This is a genomic window from Pseudomonadales bacterium (assembly GCA_041395945.1).
Lineage (GTDB): Bacteria > Pseudomonadota > Gammaproteobacteria > Pseudomonadales > Azotimanducaceae > SZUA-309.
In genome coordinates this window covers 2,048,245-2,062,559 of the sequence record JAWKZN010000001.1, presented here as the reverse complement: position 1 = coordinate 2,062,559, position 14,315 = coordinate 2,048,245, and the positions used below count along the sequence as shown (strand labels likewise).

The 14,315-nt window shown below is 61.2% G+C and carries 14 protein-coding genes; 7 read left to right on the top strand and 7 right to left on the bottom strand.

Going from position 1 to position 14,315, the window contains the following annotated elements; genetic code table 11:
- Positions 1-371: 371 nt before the first annotated feature.
- The 6 genes from R3E82_09620 to R3E82_09595 form a co-directional block, all read right to left on the bottom strand.
- On the bottom strand, positions 372-1,121 hold the full coding sequence (locus R3E82_09620; GenBank protein ID MEZ5551134.1) for a protein-L-isoaspartate(D-aspartate) O-methyltransferase: 750 nt from the start codon (positions 1,119-1,121) through the stop codon (positions 372-374).
- A 24-nt stretch (positions 1,122-1,145) separates the two neighbouring features.
- Positions 1,146-1,763 carry a hypothetical protein gene (locus R3E82_09615; protein ID MEZ5551133.1) on the bottom strand — a complete coding sequence of 206 codons (618 nt, stop codon included), beginning with the start codon at positions 1,761-1,763 and terminating at the stop codon, positions 1,146-1,148.
- Entirely contained in the window at positions 1,751-3,118 is a 1,368-nt protein-coding gene (locus R3E82_09610) for a MipA/OmpV family protein (protein ID MEZ5551132.1), read from the bottom strand. Before R3E82_09610 ends, R3E82_09615 begins: the two co-directional genes overlap by 13 nt.
- A gap of 107 nt (positions 3,119-3,225) precedes the next feature.
- Positions 3,226-4,305: an SGNH/GDSL hydrolase family protein gene (locus R3E82_09605; GenBank protein ID MEZ5551131.1), complete on the bottom strand. Its 1,080-nt coding sequence runs from the start codon at positions 4,303-4,305 to the stop codon at positions 3,226-3,228.
- 69 nt (positions 4,306-4,374) lie between these two features.
- Positions 4,375-5,904, bottom strand: a complete 1,530-nt coding sequence (locus R3E82_09600; GenBank protein MEZ5551130.1) for an acyl-CoA synthetase — start codon at positions 5,902-5,904, stop codon at positions 4,375-4,377.
- A 17-nt stretch (positions 5,905-5,921) separates the two neighbouring features.
- On the bottom strand, positions 5,922-7,292 hold the full coding sequence (locus R3E82_09595; GenBank protein MEZ5551129.1) for an MFS transporter: 1,371 nt from the start codon (positions 7,290-7,292) through the stop codon (positions 5,922-5,924).
- A gap of 170 nt (positions 7,293-7,462) precedes the next feature.
- On the opposite strand from R3E82_09595, the gene R3E82_09590 reads away from it, so the two are divergent.
- From R3E82_09590 to R3E82_09575, 4 genes are all read left to right on the top strand, one after another.
- Complete coding sequence (locus R3E82_09590; protein MEZ5551128.1) at positions 7,463-8,722, top strand: CoA transferase; 1,260 nt, start codon at positions 7,463-7,465, stop codon at positions 8,720-8,722.
- 62 nt (positions 8,723-8,784) lie between these two features.
- The gene (locus R3E82_09585) at positions 8,785-9,705 is read left to right on the top strand and encodes a TIGR03564 family F420-dependent LLM class oxidoreductase (GenBank protein MEZ5551127.1); all 921 of its coding nucleotides are present in this window, start codon (positions 8,785-8,787) and stop codon (positions 9,703-9,705) included.
- 8 nt (positions 9,706-9,713) lie between these two features.
- Positions 9,714-10,877, top strand: a complete 1,164-nt coding sequence (locus R3E82_09580) for an MBL fold metallo-hydrolase (GenBank protein ID MEZ5551126.1) — start codon at positions 9,714-9,716, stop codon at positions 10,875-10,877.
- Between the two features lie 19 nt (positions 10,878-10,896).
- Positions 10,897-11,268, top strand: coding sequence for a VOC family protein (locus tag R3E82_09575; protein MEZ5551125.1), 372 nt, complete (start codon positions 10,897-10,899; stop codon positions 11,266-11,268).
- Between the two features lie 25 nt (positions 11,269-11,293).
- On the opposite strand, the gene R3E82_09570 is transcribed toward R3E82_09575, so the two are convergent.
- Positions 11,294-12,391 (bottom strand): zinc-binding dehydrogenase, encoded by a 1,098-nt coding sequence (locus R3E82_09570; protein ID MEZ5551124.1) that lies wholly within the window; start codon positions 12,389-12,391, stop codon positions 11,294-11,296.
- Between the two features lie 152 nt (positions 12,392-12,543).
- On the opposite strand from R3E82_09570, the gene R3E82_09565 reads away from it, so the two are divergent.
- The 3 genes from R3E82_09565 to R3E82_09555 are packed head-to-tail and all read left to right on the top strand — an operon-like array spanning position 12,544 to position 14,237.
- The gene (locus tag R3E82_09565; GenBank protein MEZ5551123.1) at positions 12,544-12,984 is read left to right on the top strand and encodes a MaoC family dehydratase N-terminal domain-containing protein; all 441 of its coding nucleotides are present in this window, start codon (positions 12,544-12,546) and stop codon (positions 12,982-12,984) included.
- Positions 12,981-13,400 (top strand): hypothetical protein, encoded by a 420-nt coding sequence (locus tag R3E82_09560; protein ID MEZ5551122.1) that lies wholly within the window; start codon positions 12,981-12,983, stop codon positions 13,398-13,400. Before R3E82_09565 ends, R3E82_09560 begins: the two co-directional genes overlap by 4 nt.
- A 33-nt stretch (positions 13,401-13,433) precedes the next feature.
- Entirely contained in the window at positions 13,434-14,237 is an 804-nt protein-coding gene (locus R3E82_09555) for an enoyl-CoA hydratase-related protein (protein ID MEZ5551121.1), read from the top strand.
- The last annotated feature ends 78 nt before the right edge of the window (positions 14,238-14,315 follow it).

Here is a 14,315-nt window from a genome sequence, read left to right as displayed (position 1 = left end):
AGCCGGGCTGGAGTCCGCACTCGCTAGGACGGAATTGGGGCGAGTGGTGTTCCACATGCGGGGGTCGGCCGGGGTATGGCGGACCTCGCTCCGTCGCTCCGCGATTCCCTCCTCAACCGACCAGCCCCGAAGCGGGGCTGTTCGGCATCGTCGGCGTCGCTACACGGTCCGCCATACCCCGGCCCACCCCCGCATCCGTAACGCTCTTCCAAGTCCGGCTTAAGCGGTGTGGTCTTTCGTTTCGGGCACCACGCACACAGTCAGCCAATCGCGAGGTCTCAGTATTCCCCTGCCTCCCCCCTGCTTCCAACAATCCAACCGGCTGCACGAGTTCGGATCTGAAAGTCGCAGCCACTCGCGTGCCAGCAGCGCTATTCCGGAAGTCGCGTCAGCGGCACGAACTGTACGGGAAGAATCTCTTTCGTGGTGATGCCCGCGGCCGTTTTGTCGATCAGGGTGAGATTCTGACCGGCGTGGTGAGGACCGATCGGCATCACCATGCGGCCGCCGGTTTTCAGTTGTTCGAGCAGTCGCGGCGGAATCTCATCGCCTACTGCGGTGACGATGATGCGATCGAAGGGTGCGGCCTCCGCCCAGCCGTGCCAGCCATCGCCTGCCCGCACGCTGACATTGTCGTAGCCGAGGGATGCGAGTCGATCGCCGGCCTGTGCGGCGAGCTCCGGCACGATTTCGATGCTGTACACCTCGCTCACCAGCAGCGACAACACGGCTGCCTGATAGCCGGAGCCGGTACCGATCTCCAGCACCCTGTGTTGCGGCTGCAGTTCCAGAAGGTCTGTCATCAGTGCCACGATGAAAGGCTGGGAAATGGTCTGCCGGTAGCCGATCGGGAGTGGTCTATTTTCCCAGGCGTAGAGTTCCGAATCCGCTGGCACGAACCGATGCCGGGGTACCCGGCGCATGGCGTCCATGACGCGTTCATCGAGAGTGTCGCGACCGGTGTAGTGGCGAGTTTCCCTGGTATCGCGGCGGATTTCGGTCATCAGTGCATCTATGCGCGCAGTCATGTCCGGTTCACCTGCAGCCTGCAGATTGCTGGCGATCAGGGTCGACTCTAGCAGGCAGCAGAATGTCGCCACAATGAGGAAGCGGTGTCGCATGCTGATGGTTCCTCCTGGGGAGGCTTAATCAGAGGCTCCCTTGCGATCTTCGATGGGTGCAAAGTCGTAAGCATGTGCCCCCACCGTGGCTTCCAGCAACAGGCCGCCCCGGAGCTGGGTGAAGAGCGCGATCTCCGTGTCGAAGGAAGGGGTCGAGGCAATCCCGAGGGTAGCCAGGGCCAGATTGGCCTGACCGGCGAACTCCGAGGGCACACTGAGGAAGCGTGTATAGGCTTCCTGTGTCCGGAAAAAGAGTATCTGCCGGTAGACCTGGCCACCGAGCTGGGCGCCCACGCTGAGCTGCCACATGCGGGTATGCGCAATGACCGTACCGGCTTTGTCGAACACCAGACCGCGACCATAGGCACCGCCGAAGGCGGATCCGGCCCGTGCGCTGGAGGGATACAGGGCGATGACTTCGGCTTCAGCGAAGAAAGCGGCCAGACGCTCGTCTCTGCGCATCTCCGCGAGGGCTTCGCGCACGCCGGCCACCCGCTGTGCGGAGAGATCGGACCTCTCTATGGGTTTGAGGCTGCACGCCGGGATACTGAGCGTAATCAGCGCCACCAGCAGCACTCTCAGCAGGCGATCGAGCAACTGTGTTGATCGGGTGCCTGTGGCTGTGTGTATCAGCGTTTGCATTCGATGTGTCCTGTCACGATCTCAGATCCACCGTCGGTGTTACCGAGCATGTCCGACCCGCCGAAAATGCCGGAGCGATGCACCAGCGACAGACCGATGTAGCAGTCCCTTGGCGCGCGTTTGCCGAAGAGATTCTGCAGCGGAAAGTCGACCTGGGCTTCGAGATAGTTCAGCCAGTGACTGACTTCATCACCATGTCTGATCTGCTTGATGCGCTCTGCATAGGGTATTCGCTCGGCATAGGAGATGCCGAATCCGAATCCATAGCGGAACAGTTCCCTGTCTGACCAGGGTGCATAACCACTGCCCATTGCCATCACATAGGCGACGTATTCGAAGAAGTCTTTCTGATATCCGTCCTGAAAATGACGGTTGACAGAGATCCTGCCCCAGAGATCCGCGCGGCGGCCGTCGTTGAACAGCTTGCCGATGGTAAAGCCCGCCATGCTCGAATCCAGATCCTTGTATCGGCGCAGATCGCCGGTGTGGGTTTTTGCAAAGGTGGCCTCTCCGGTGTAGCCGGCATTGATCCGATAGCTCCAGGTACCCTTCTCTCCGGGTTTGGGCAACGCATTGCCCAGGGTGTAACTGCCGCCCACGAAGCTGGCGAAGAGGTTGTCACGATCGGTGAGGGGACTGTCCTGCACGGTCTCGTCGAGCGCCGTATAGGAAACGTTGGCAAACAACTGCAGATTTCTGCTGAGCTGATAGGACGTGTTGAGTCCTGCGCGCCAGAACAGGGCGCTGTCCGGTCTGTAGGCGGGACGATCGACACGGGCCTCGGAATCACTGACACCGAAATAGTAGTCAGTGAGATCGCGGCTCTGATACACCAGGCTTGCGCTTGGCGTGAAGGTCCAGCGACCATATTCGAGCGGCAGCAGGTAGGTGAGGTCGAGTTCCTCACCATTGTGTCTTGCCAGCAGATCGGAAACGGCGGTGAAGGCGACTGTACCCCAGGGCTGCTCCAGTGTGAGTGCCACTCCACCGTCCAGTGACTGCTTCCGGTCACTCATGCCTGCGTAGAATTCGCTGGCTTCGACTTCGAGCCGGTCGAGTCGATAGCGTGCGATCAGGTCCACTCGGACAGGCCGATCCGGGAGCATATGGATACCCGCTTCGGTCCCGTGGGCAAACAGCCGTTTGCCTTCGTAAAGGTAGAGGGGGACGAGGTCGCTCGAGTTATTGCCGTAGATACTGCCGATGTCATCGACATCCACGTAGGGGCTGTCACCCCAGCGCCAGGCGAATCCGACGGCAACCGAGCCGGGCTCGGATGATTCGAACGGAATGCGGGTGATCGGCGGTTGTGCCTGGACGCTCTCCATGCCACCGGCGAGCAGTGCCAGGTACAAACACCCTGTGCTGAATCGATTTTTCTGCGAAAGAGGCACTTCAGTCCTTCCAGCTATTCACGGAGCGTCCTTGTCATCCTTGCGGCACCGGCCACTGGCCGTTGCCTTCAATCAGGCGCGCGCATGATACCCATTGCTGCCGGTGACTGCAGCCAGGACTCGAGCAGATCGGCGATCCGCGCGTGACCGAGCGGGCTCAGGTGTCCTATGGAACCGTTCGGTCGGTGCACGTAATGAGTCGCCACGACCTCCTCACGGGTTGCGCCACGCAGAAAAGCTTCACCGAGATCGATCACTGGCAGTTCGAGTGCGGCGTAGATCGCCCGCAGGCGGGACTCGATATCCGCCTCCAGCGGATCGGGTGCCAGAAAAGCTTCGGCACGGGGTATATGCAGGATCACCAGCCGCTGATCCGGGTGCAGCGAATTCTGCAATGCGCTGAGCAGATAAGAGACCACCTGGTCCATCGAACGCAGATAAGTTTGCCTGTCGGTTTCCCCGACGCGGAGTTTCGCGAGTGCGTTCTTTGCCAGTTCGGTCAACCACCAGCGCCCCTCGAGCGCCGCGCCGATGCGTTGCAGTTCATCGGCAGGTGACGGTACGGGCTGATTGGTGAGTGTGACACTGCTGCCTTCCACCGCGAATCTGGGTTTGGCGAAGGTGGAGAAGCTCATACTGCTGCGTTCGTAGTCCGACGTGTAGATTCCGAACACGACCACATCCGGCTGGTAACGCGCACCGAAATGCTGGTACTTGAGGTAGGCCTGATCGATTCCGAAGCCGGGCACGCCCATATTGAGCACCTCAGCCGACGGCAAACGGGCCGCGAGCAGGGCGGGGAAATTTTCATCAGGTTCGACTTCATTTCCCCACACAAAGGAATCTCCTATACAGAGGATTCTCAGTTTGTGTGGAGCAGGTACCTCCGAGATCGTGGAATCTCCGGCGAATCGCCTGCCATCATTCTGGAAATCCCAGCCGAGCAGGGGATCGAAGGTGGCAAAGTCGATGTCTCCTGAATCCCGATACTTCTCCCAGAACTGCACTTCGTTACGCCATTGATTACGTACCGGCAGGGTATCGAAGCTGCTGTAGATCTGGCTGGGTTCCAGGGTCAATCGAAGCACGCCCTCCATGCACAGCAGACCAGCAATCCCGGACAGCAGCATCAGCAGTAGATTTTTCAAAGCGCGTCGTCCCGTCCAGCTGGCATCAGGATGTCTCGATTTCGGATCGTCGGCTGTACGGGTGAGCGGTCAGGGCTTCTTCCAGTACCTGTCTTTCAACAGGCGCTTGTACAGCTTGCCCGTGGGCAGCCTCGGCAGTTCGTGCTCGAAGTCCACGCTGCGCGGCACCTTGTAGGCGGCCAGATGCCGGCGGGTGAAGGCGCGCAGCTCTTCAGCCAGGGCGGCGTCGGCACACACGCCGTCGACCGTCTGCACTACAGCCTTCACTTCCTCTCCAAAGTCGGGATTCGGGACACCGAACACTGCAACGTCTGCCACCGCTTCGTGGAGAATGATCACGTCTTCGATTTCCCTGGGGTAGATGTTCACACCCCCTGAGATGATCAGATAGGCTTTGCGGTCAGTGAGATACAGGTAACCTTCGTCGTCCACGTAACCCACGTCACCCAGTGCGGTCCAGTTATCGTGAAACGGGTGTGCGGATTCCGCCGTTTTCTCCGGTGCATTGTGATACACGAAGGGTCTGGCTGGTTGTTCGAAGTAGACGAGACCTTCGGCACCTGCCGGTAGTTCGTTGCCTGCTTCATCACAGATGTGCAGCACACCGCTGCGCGCCCTGCCTACCGAACCCGGGTGCGCGAGCCACTCCTGCGGACCGATGACCGTGGAGCCATTGCGTTCGGTGCCTGCGTAGTACTCCCAGAGAATAGGGCCCCACCAGTCCATCATCTGCTTCTTCACCTCCACCGGGCAGGGTGCGGCGGCATGGATGGCGCAACGATGACTCGACAGATCGAATGCACCCCTTCGTTCCGGTTCCAGCTTCAACATCCGCACGAACATGGTGGGTACCCACTGACTGTGGGTGACTCGATAGCGTTCGATGTAAGCCAGGGCCAGATCCGGATCGAAGCGCTCCATCATCACCACGGTTCCTCCCATGGCCAGTGTGCGCATGCAGTAACCGAAAGGTGCTGCGTGGTAGAGCGGAGCCGGCGAGAGATAAATGCTGTGCTCGTCGAAGCCGAACGGACTGGTGCGATCGAGACCGGGTATGCCCTCCGAAACCGGCAGACCGGTCAGTGGGCGTTTGATCCCCTTGGGGCGGCCGGTCGTACCTGAGCTGTACAGCATCGAATCACCCATCGGCTCCTCATCGAGCGGCAGGGTGGACTGGGCAGTCCGAAGGCTGTCGTAATTCTCCCATCCCTGGACGTCGCCGTCTGCAATCAGGCGGGTCGGGCAGTCAGGGATCAGTTCCAGCAGTTCATCGACGATCGGCAGACCGGCTGCGACGATGAGCGCGCGCGCGCCGGAATCCTCGACGATATAAGCGGCCTCCTCGGCCGTGAGATAGCGGTTGATGCAGGTAAGATAGAGGCCCGATCGAAACGCACCCCAGGCGATCTCAAAGAAAGGCAGGCGGTTGTCCATGAGCAGGGCCACATGATCGCCCGTGTTCAGCCCGCGCGCCCTGAGCAGACGCGCCACCTGATTGGACCGTTCATCGAGCACCTTCCAGGTGAGAGCGGCGCCAGTGTCCGCATTGATCACCGCCGGGCGATCGCCCTGCACCCTGGCCCAGTGTCCTGGATACATGTTCTGTTCTCCTTGTCTCAGATTCGCCACTGACCGCCTTCGGCGATACAGGCCCGATAGGCGGGCAGGCAGTACCAGAACAGCAGTGCGGCTGCCGGATAAAACAGCGCATTGGCGGTTGCGATCGAATAGTGCAGCAGCCCATCGTCCTGGTACAGAAAATCGGTGAACGCAGCGAGCACGCTGGTACCCAGTGCCATCCCGAGGATGTTGGTCACAAAGATATACACCGCAGTGATCTGACCGCGCATCTGATTGGGTGTGATGACGACGAAGGAGACCGCCAGCACCCCCATATAGGAGGCGCCGAGCAGTACGGCGGGCCACAACACCAGCAATGTGACCTGCGCATCGCCACTCAAGGGAGCATAGACGGCCGGTATGAGGGTCAGCAGTGCGGTGATGGCGATCGTGCGGACATAGGCATCGCTGTAGCCGTGCCCCTCGAGGCGCCTGGCAAACCAGGCGCCGAGCATGATGCCGAGACTGCCGGCACTGAGAATGATGGTGCCGTATGCAGCACCGGCTTCGCTTTTCGAGAAGCCGTAATTGCGCACCAGGAATTCCGGATACCAGGCCGCGTTGCCGTAACCGGCCATCGCCATCAGTGACGAACCGAAAAACAGGGAAAGAAATACCCGCCTGCGCTGCCACATGAAGGCCGCGATCGTGCGCAGCGGAAGCTGCGGATCCTCAGTCGTAGTGCCTGTGACCAGACCTTTCCGGCTCGGTTCCCGCATCGTCAGCATCAGCAGACTCAGCAGCAGTCCGGGAGCGCCGACGCAGATCAGTGTTGCCTGCCAGGGTTTCAGCAGACCGAACAGCGGTACCTGCAGGCCGCCCAGTGCGTCGAAGTAGTCGTACAGTACGCCACCAACCACCAGCGCCAGGCCGGCGCCAACCTGTACCCCGAGCTTGTAGAACGACATGGCGTAGCCGACCTGTGCTGGCCGGAAACTGTCGAGAATGAGCGAATAGGCGGGCGGTGCCAGTCCTGCCTCACCGGCACCGACGCCCATGCGGGCGATGAACAGCTCGGTGTAGCTGCGGGTGACCCCGCAGTACATGGTCATCAGGCTCCAGAAGCAGACGGAGACCGATACGATCAGTTTGCGGGAGTAGCGATCGGCGAGCCGGCCGATGGGCAGTCCGGCCACCGTGTACAGCAGCGCGAAAGCGGCGCCCTGCAGCAGGCTGTACTGGAAGTCCGATATGCCGAATTCTGCCCGGATCGGTCCGACCAGGAGTGCGAGGATCTGACGATCGATAAACGAGAAGATGTAGGCGACGAAGAGCAGGCCGAGGGCATAATTGGCGGCCGACAGGGTGGGATAGGCATCCACGTCAGCCGGCTGGTGCACGGATTGTGCGCTCTGATGGTCAGGCAACTTCTGAATCCCTACGCTTCTGATTCGCCGGATACCTGGGACACAATACTGGCCCTGCCACTCCTGATTCGGGCAGTATGCGGGGAACGGCGTTGGCGAGTCCATGTGCAGGCAGGGTACGCGCCTGCTGCTGCCAGAGGTCAATTCGCAGGAGAATGGGGAACACGCTGATGAGCAATCGTACCGGTCCTCTGGCGGACGTCACCATTGTCGACTGCACCATGGCCCTGGCGGGCCCCTTCGGCACTGCCATTCTTGCGGATCTCGGCGCCGATGTGATCAAGGTGGAACCGCCCGCCGGTGACGGCTCCCGGAGTGTGCCACCGCTGCCACCTGACTATGCGAACTCCAGTTCGGAAAGCGCCGGCGGTGTGGATTTCGGCGGTTACTTTGCGAGCATCAATCGCAACAAGCGCAGCATCGTTCTGGATCTCAAGGACCCGGCCGATCGGGAGACGCTGCTGCAGTTGTGTGAAAGCGCTGACGCGATTGTTGAGAACATGCGCGTCGGTGTGATGGACAGACTCGGTATCGGCTACGACGTCGTCCGTGCGCGTAACCCTGCCATCGTCTATGGCTGTATCCGCGGGTTCGGTGACCCGCGCACCGGTGTCAGCCCCTACGCCGACTGGCCCGCCTACGACATCGTTGCCCAGAGCATGGGTGGACTGGCGCAGATCACCGGACCGGAAGGCAGTCAGGGTTTTCCAAGTGGTGTGAGTGTGGGCGACATCTATCCGGGGACGCTGCTGGCCCTGGGTGTGATCGCCGCGATCCACCATGCCCGGCGGACCGGTGAAGGCCAGTTCATGGATGTGGGCATGTACGATGCGATGGTGTTTCTCAGTGAAACTGTGATAGCCAACTACGGCTACGAACAGAAGTCCCTGGGCCCGCGCGGCCAGCATCATCCCAATCTGTGCCCCTTCGGTATCTTCCCCACCAGCGATGGTGCAGTTTCGATCGCAGCCCCCGGCCCCGGTCACTGGCAGGCGCTGTGTGTCGCGATGGCGAGGGAAGATCTGGTGGACGATGAACGGACCCGCAACACCTACCTGCGACGCCGTAATCAGGCATTCGTAGAGACTGTCATTGCAGACTGGACTTCCGCGCGCACCAAGGCTCAGGTCATGGCTGCCATTGGCGGCAAGGTACCCTGCGGGCCGGTCAACACCGCCGAAGATCTGTTCGCGGATCCCCATCTCAAGGCCCGGGGTATGATCACCGAGTTCGATCTCCCCGGAGACAACCCCCGGGTTGCCATTGCCGGCAGTCCGATAAAATACACGCACACACCCGCCGGCTTCTACCGGCGGGCACCGCTGCTGAACGAACATGAGCAGGAGATTCGTGACGCCTTGCAGAGCGGTGGTGTGAAAAGCTCAGGTGTAAAAATGCCGGAAGCGAAAAAGCCGGACGCTGAAAAATAGCGCGGATCGGGCACGCAACTGCAGCATCGATGCAGGTCAGACACAACAGGGAACAGGAACGCATGAAGATTGGATTGAACGGCACCGGGCTCGTACAGCAGGCGGATGTGGAAAAGGTCTGTGAACAGGTCGAGCAGGCAGCGCGACAGGGTTTCGCCAGCTACTGGCTTGCCGAGCATCCGACCGGTGGTTTCGACGCACTGACTGTACTCGCGAGTGTGGGGCAGCGGGTTCCCGGGATCGAGCTCGGCACGGCCATAGTGCCCACCTTTCCCCGCCATCCGATGGTACTGGCCGGCCAGACACTCACCATCGCCGGTATTCTTGGCCCGCGCCTGACCCTCGGCATCGGCCTCTCCCACGAGCCGATGATGGCGCAGCTGGGTATCGGTTTCGACAAACCCATCCGCCACCTGCGCGAGTATCTGAGCATCCTGATGCCCCTGCTGCATGAAGGCGAGGTGGCCTACTCGGGCAAAACACTGAGTTGTCAGGCGAAGCTGTTTCAGAAACCCCGGGTCGCGGTGCCGGTGGTGGTCGCTGCCCTCGGGCCTCAGGCACTCGCGGTTACCGGCCGCCACGCGGATGGCACCACACTGGCCTGGGTGGGGCCGAAGACCGTGGCGGAACACATCCGTCCGCGCCTGAGTGATGCGGCCGAGGCTGCCGGTCGTCGCGCACCGAGGATCATTGCCACGCTGCCGGTGTGTGTCACCGACGATCCGGCGCAGATTCGTGCGGCGATCGGCAAGGGACTGCGCATGTACGGCGAGCTGCCTTCCTACCGGGCAATGTTCGATCGGGAAGGGGTGGATGGTCCGGCGGATGTGGCTATCGTTGGGAGCGTGGCGGAGGTTCAGGACGGCGTAGCGCGTATGGCTCAGGCAGGGGTCACGGATTTCGCTGTATCCGAGTTCGGCCTGTCCCGGGCTGATTACGAACGCACCAGGGAAACCCTGGTCGGACTGCTCCCGCAGGCATAAGGAAACTCATGGCCCATTGGCAGGAGCAGGAAAGCGCGGATACTCAGATCAGCGAAGTTGCACCGAACGTGCTGCGCATGCAGCTGCCTATCCGCATGCCCGGTCTGGGTCATGTCAACATGTACGCCCTGCTCGATAAGAACGGCGCAGCGGTGATCGACCCGGGACTGCCGGGACCGTTCACCTGGCAGGCCATCCAGGACCGGCTGCAGCAGGCGGGGTTGAAGCCGAAAGACATTCACACGGTGCTCATTACCCACTCCCATCCGGATCACTTCGGCGGGGCTCAGCGCTTCGTGAAGGAACATGGTGCCTCGGTCATTGCGCATCGCAGCTTCCGCTTCGGTCTCGCAAAGTCGGCGCTCGAAAACCAGCCGGAAGTCTCCGTGGAAGATCTGGACGCCCAGCGCCACAGCGAGGAGGGTGGGGAGGAGGACGGGTCACCCTCACCCGATCATGCACCCGGCGCCGCTGGACCGGGACAGGATCACGACGGCCACGGCCACAGTCACGGCGCACAGTCAGCGATGGGCTGGTGGGGCGGTCCGACCCCCTGGGGCGGCGCCCGGCCGCGACCGCCGCTCACCCGGCGCCTGCTCTGGCGGGCGATGTCCGTTCTGGGTCGGGGCATGCCCGTGCCGAAAGTCACCCATCCGGTGGAGCAGGGCGATGTGATCACCCTGGCCGGCAGGGAAATGTTCGTGCTGCATACGCCCGGTCACACTCCGGACCATTTCTGTCTGCACGATCCCGAAGGGGGCGTTTTTTTTGCCGGCGATCACGTGCTGCCGACGATCACCCCGCACATTTCGGGTATCTCCACGTCGGCCGATCCGCTGCTGTCGTTCTTCTACTCACTGGACCGTGTCGGCGAATTGCCGGGTATCCGCCAGGTGCTGCCCGCCCACGGCCACCCGTTCAGCGACCTGCGCGAGCGCACCGAAGCAATCAAGCGTCACCACTTCGAGCGGCTCGAAAGGATCCACGAGATCTCGCGGAATTTCGGCCGACCCGCCACGGTGGAGGAATATTCACAGCATCTGTTCCGTCCGCGCAGCTGGGGATCGATGGCCCAGAGCGAGACCTACGCGCATCTCGAGCACCTGCGCCATGCCGGGCAGGCAGACGCCCACCGGGATAAACGCGGTGTGCTGTACTATGTCACCGGATGAATAACTCTGGAGAAAAAGGATGGCGTTCAAAGGCATCGATCATGTCGTGGTGCGTGTTAAAGATCTCGACAGTGCGATCGAGGGATATTCGAAACTTCTGGGTATGCAACCGGAGCGGCAGCATTCAGAGGCGCTGAAAGCCGACCAGGCTTTCTACCACTTCGGAAACCAGACCTTTCTCGAGCTGATTTCGCCGACCGATGACAGCTCCCCGATAACAGGCTCTCTGAACAAGCTCGGTGAAGGCATCCACACGGTCGCTTTCGCGGTGGACGATCAGAAAGCCACGGTCGCCGATCTCGACGCGAAGGGTATTCGAACCATTGGTGGTGCGTTTGTGCATCCCGCGGCGGCCAACGGGGTGCTGGTGCAGCTCTCGCAGAAGGCCTGAAGTCCTCAGCGGGTCGGCTGCAGTATCAGACGGCTGCCTCCCAGGGGTGCACCAGAATTTTCGAGTGTGCCTCGGGATTGCCCAGATCCTCGAAAGCCTGAGCCACCCCTGCGAGCCCGACGTGACCCGTGACGATGGGGTGCGCGAGGATTTCTCCTGCTGCGATTCCATGCAGGGTCTGGGCGAATTCTTCCGGGGTGTATCCCAGCACGAAGTGCAGCTCCAGCTGTTTGTTGATGGCCACAAAGGGCTCTATGCGATCGGGCTCCATACACACGCCCACCACCACGATCCGGGCGCCTGTGGGTGATCCCTCCATCAGGGTCTGCAGAATGCCCGGGACACCGACGCATTCAAACAGCACCGGTCTTCTGGCGCTGGTACCCATCATCTCCGCCATCATCTGCTGTGCAGCGGTACGTGGGACACCGAGATCCTCCCACTTCGCGTAGGGTGATTCCTGTGCCGGGTCCACCAGTACATCGGCGCCCAGTGTTTCTGCCAGGCGCCGTCTGGCCGGTGAAAAGTCTGCGGCCACCACCGGACCCAGCCCCCGGGACTTCAGTGCTGCGATGACCGCAAGACCGATAGGGCCGCAGCCGATCACCATGAAGACGTCATCTTTGCCGGGCTGGGCTTTGTTGACCGCATGAAGGCCCACAGCGAAAGGCTCGGTCAGTGCGGCCTGCTCTGTAGGCAGACCATTCGGAACCGGCAGCATGAGGCCTTCCTGCAGCAGCAGGTACTCGCCATAGCCGCCGTAGAAACTGTTTGAGTAACCGATAGCGCCGGTGGCGGCAGGCCCAAGGATCATCGGCACTGAACAGACCCTTGTGCCGACGGCAAGTGATCGGGTGGTGTCGGGACCGTAATCGACGATTTCAGCGCAGAATTCGTGGCCGAAGACGATGTCGCCGCCGGGATCCATGGTCATGGGCCCGGCTTCACCGAAGTTGGACTTCACGGTGGCTTCGACCATGCGGTCCATGTGCTTGAGGGCATGGAGATCGGATCCGCAGATGCCGCAGGCCAGTGACTTCACCAGGACCTGCCCGGATCCGGGTAGAGGGTCGGGAACCGTATCGAGTACCAGTTGGCGATTGCGGGTAACGACGGCTTTCATGGAGGATCCTCCTGCTGAGTATTCCGAACCTGCATGCTGTGTGCTCGGAGTTGAAAACTCAAGTGAAGGAGCGGCGGAATCGGGGGGGGGGGCCGCCCCGGCCAGGCTGTCCTCTGGTAGTCTGACGGCCGGAGAAGGAGTAGTGAGCCGACATGGTAGATATTGAAGAACTGAAGTCCCGTTTCCTGAATCTCGAATTCGACACCAAGGAGTTCGTGCTGGATCGGGATCGGGTGGTCACGGTGGCAAAGGTTTCCGGCGAGCGGCTGGCCCAGTTCATCGACCCTGACCACGAAGATTTCCAGGCCACCCCGGCCTTCATCGCCAGTCTTGCTGCAGGTCGCCACCTGCCGATCGAGTTTCCGAGCCTGGGAGGAATTCCGATGGATGGCGGCAAAGCGGTCACCTGTCTGAAACCGGTGCGGATTGGCGCGCCACTGACCGGACGCACCCACCTGCACGACATATACGATAAGTCCGGGCGCAGTGGACGCATGATTTTCCTCGTTTCGCGCATGGAGATCTTCGATGCCACCGGGGAGCAGGTGGCCATCAGTGACTCCCGTATGGTGATCCGGGAGAAAGCCCAATGAGCGTACGCAGCATTGCCGATGTGGAATTCGGTGCTGAACTCACACCCTTCGAACCGGATACCTCACTGGCGGCGACCAGCAGCTTCGCCGCTGCCGTCGGCTGGGGCGGTGGTGGTCGCTTCAGCGATCACGACAAAGCCCGCAAAGAGGGCCTGCCCGGCGCTCTGGTGCCGGGCATCATGGCCATGGGCTTTCTGACCAGCATGATCCATCGCTGGTCTGAGGTTGCACGGGTGGAATACATCGATACAGTGTTCCGCGCACCGCTCCTCGCGGACGAAGCCTGCACAATCGATGCGGTGGTCACCGATGTCGACGAAGAGGCGGGTCTGGTGCAGCTCGATCTCACGGTGAAGAACACCGCGGGGGAGACCAGGGTATTCGGTACCGCGAACGTGCGGCTGCCACTGGTGTGAAATTCAGCAGGCCTGAAAATTAAGGAGACGACATTGAGCAGTTACGAAACCCTGCTGATTGAGAAGGAAGGGGCGGTGGACTGGTTGACCCTGAATCGACCGGAATCGCTGAACGCAATATCGCTGCAGATGGTGACCGAGCTGCGTGATTACTTCGGCAGACTCCAGGAAGATGACAGCGTGCGCATTGTTGTCATGCGGGGCGCCGGACGCGCATTCTGCGCAGGACTCGACATCAAGGAGTCCGGCAGCCGTGCACCCGCAGACAATCCGTATGGGGCGGGTATGGGATTTCAGGGTTACCTGGCGGAGGTCTACATCCGCATGCGGCGCTGCCCGCAGCCCATCATCTCACTGGTGCAGGGCGCGGCCTGTGGTGGCGGATTTTCTTTTGTGCTCGCTTCAGATATCCGCATTGCCGGTGAGAGCGCGAGGATGAATGCCGCCTTCATCCGACTGGGTCTTTCTGCCTGCGACATGGGGTCAAGTTACTTTCTGCCCAGACTGGTTGGCACCTCGATCGCTTCCGAGCTGATGTTGACGGGTCGTTTCATTCACGCCCCGCGTGCGCTGGCGACCGGCCTTGTGTCTGAAGTCGTTCCGGATGCGCAGCTGGCGGATGCGGCACGCCCCTATCTCAAGGAGATGCTGACCACCTCCCCCATGGGGCTGCGCCTGACCAAGGAGGGGCTCAATCTCGCCATCGATGCACCCGGCCTGGAGGCGGCGATGGCGATTGAGAACCGCAATCAGCTGATGTGCTCGCGTACCGAGGACGTGAAGGAAGGTATGAAGGCCTTTCTGGAAAAGCGCGATCCGGTCTATACGGGCCGCTGACCGACAGGTGACCGCCCGGATTCCGGAGGAATCTCCGATAACCCATTCAAGTGCACGGATAACTCAAAGGAAATCAGA

What these genes read in the sequence shown, in the direction of transcription:
- R3E82_09615 (MEZ5551133.1), bottom strand. Translation starts at nt 1,763, where the DNA reads ATGCAAACGCTGATACACACAGCCACAGGCACCCGATCAACACAGTTG.
- R3E82_09570 (MEZ5551124.1), bottom strand. Translation starts at nt 12,391, where the DNA reads ATGAAAGCCGTCGTTACCCGCAATCGCCAACTGGTACTCGATACGGTT.
- R3E82_09580 (MEZ5551126.1), top strand. Translation starts at nt 9,714, where the DNA reads ATGGCCCATTGGCAGGAGCAGGAAAGCGCGGATACTCAGATCAGCGAA.
- R3E82_09565 (MEZ5551123.1), top strand. Translation starts at nt 12,544, where the DNA reads ATGGTAGATATTGAAGAACTGAAGTCCCGTTTCCTGAATCTCGAATTC.
- R3E82_09590 (MEZ5551128.1), top strand. Translation starts at nt 7,463, where the DNA reads ATGAGCAATCGTACCGGTCCTCTGGCGGACGTCACCATTGTCGACTGC.
- R3E82_09620 (MEZ5551134.1), bottom strand. Translation starts at nt 1,121, where the DNA reads ATGCGACACCGCTTCCTCATTGTGGCGACATTCTGCTGCCTGCTAGAG.
- R3E82_09560 (MEZ5551122.1), top strand. Translation starts at nt 12,981, where the DNA reads ATGAGCGTACGCAGCATTGCCGATGTGGAATTCGGTGCTGAACTCACA.
- R3E82_09600 (MEZ5551130.1), bottom strand. Translation starts at nt 5,904, where the DNA reads ATGTATCCAGGACACTGGGCCAGGGTGCAGGGCGATCGCCCGGCGGTG.
- R3E82_09585 (MEZ5551127.1), top strand. Translation starts at nt 8,785, where the DNA reads ATGAAGATTGGATTGAACGGCACCGGGCTCGTACAGCAGGCGGATGTG.
- R3E82_09575 (MEZ5551125.1), top strand. Translation starts at nt 10,897, where the DNA reads ATGGCGTTCAAAGGCATCGATCATGTCGTGGTGCGTGTTAAAGATCTC.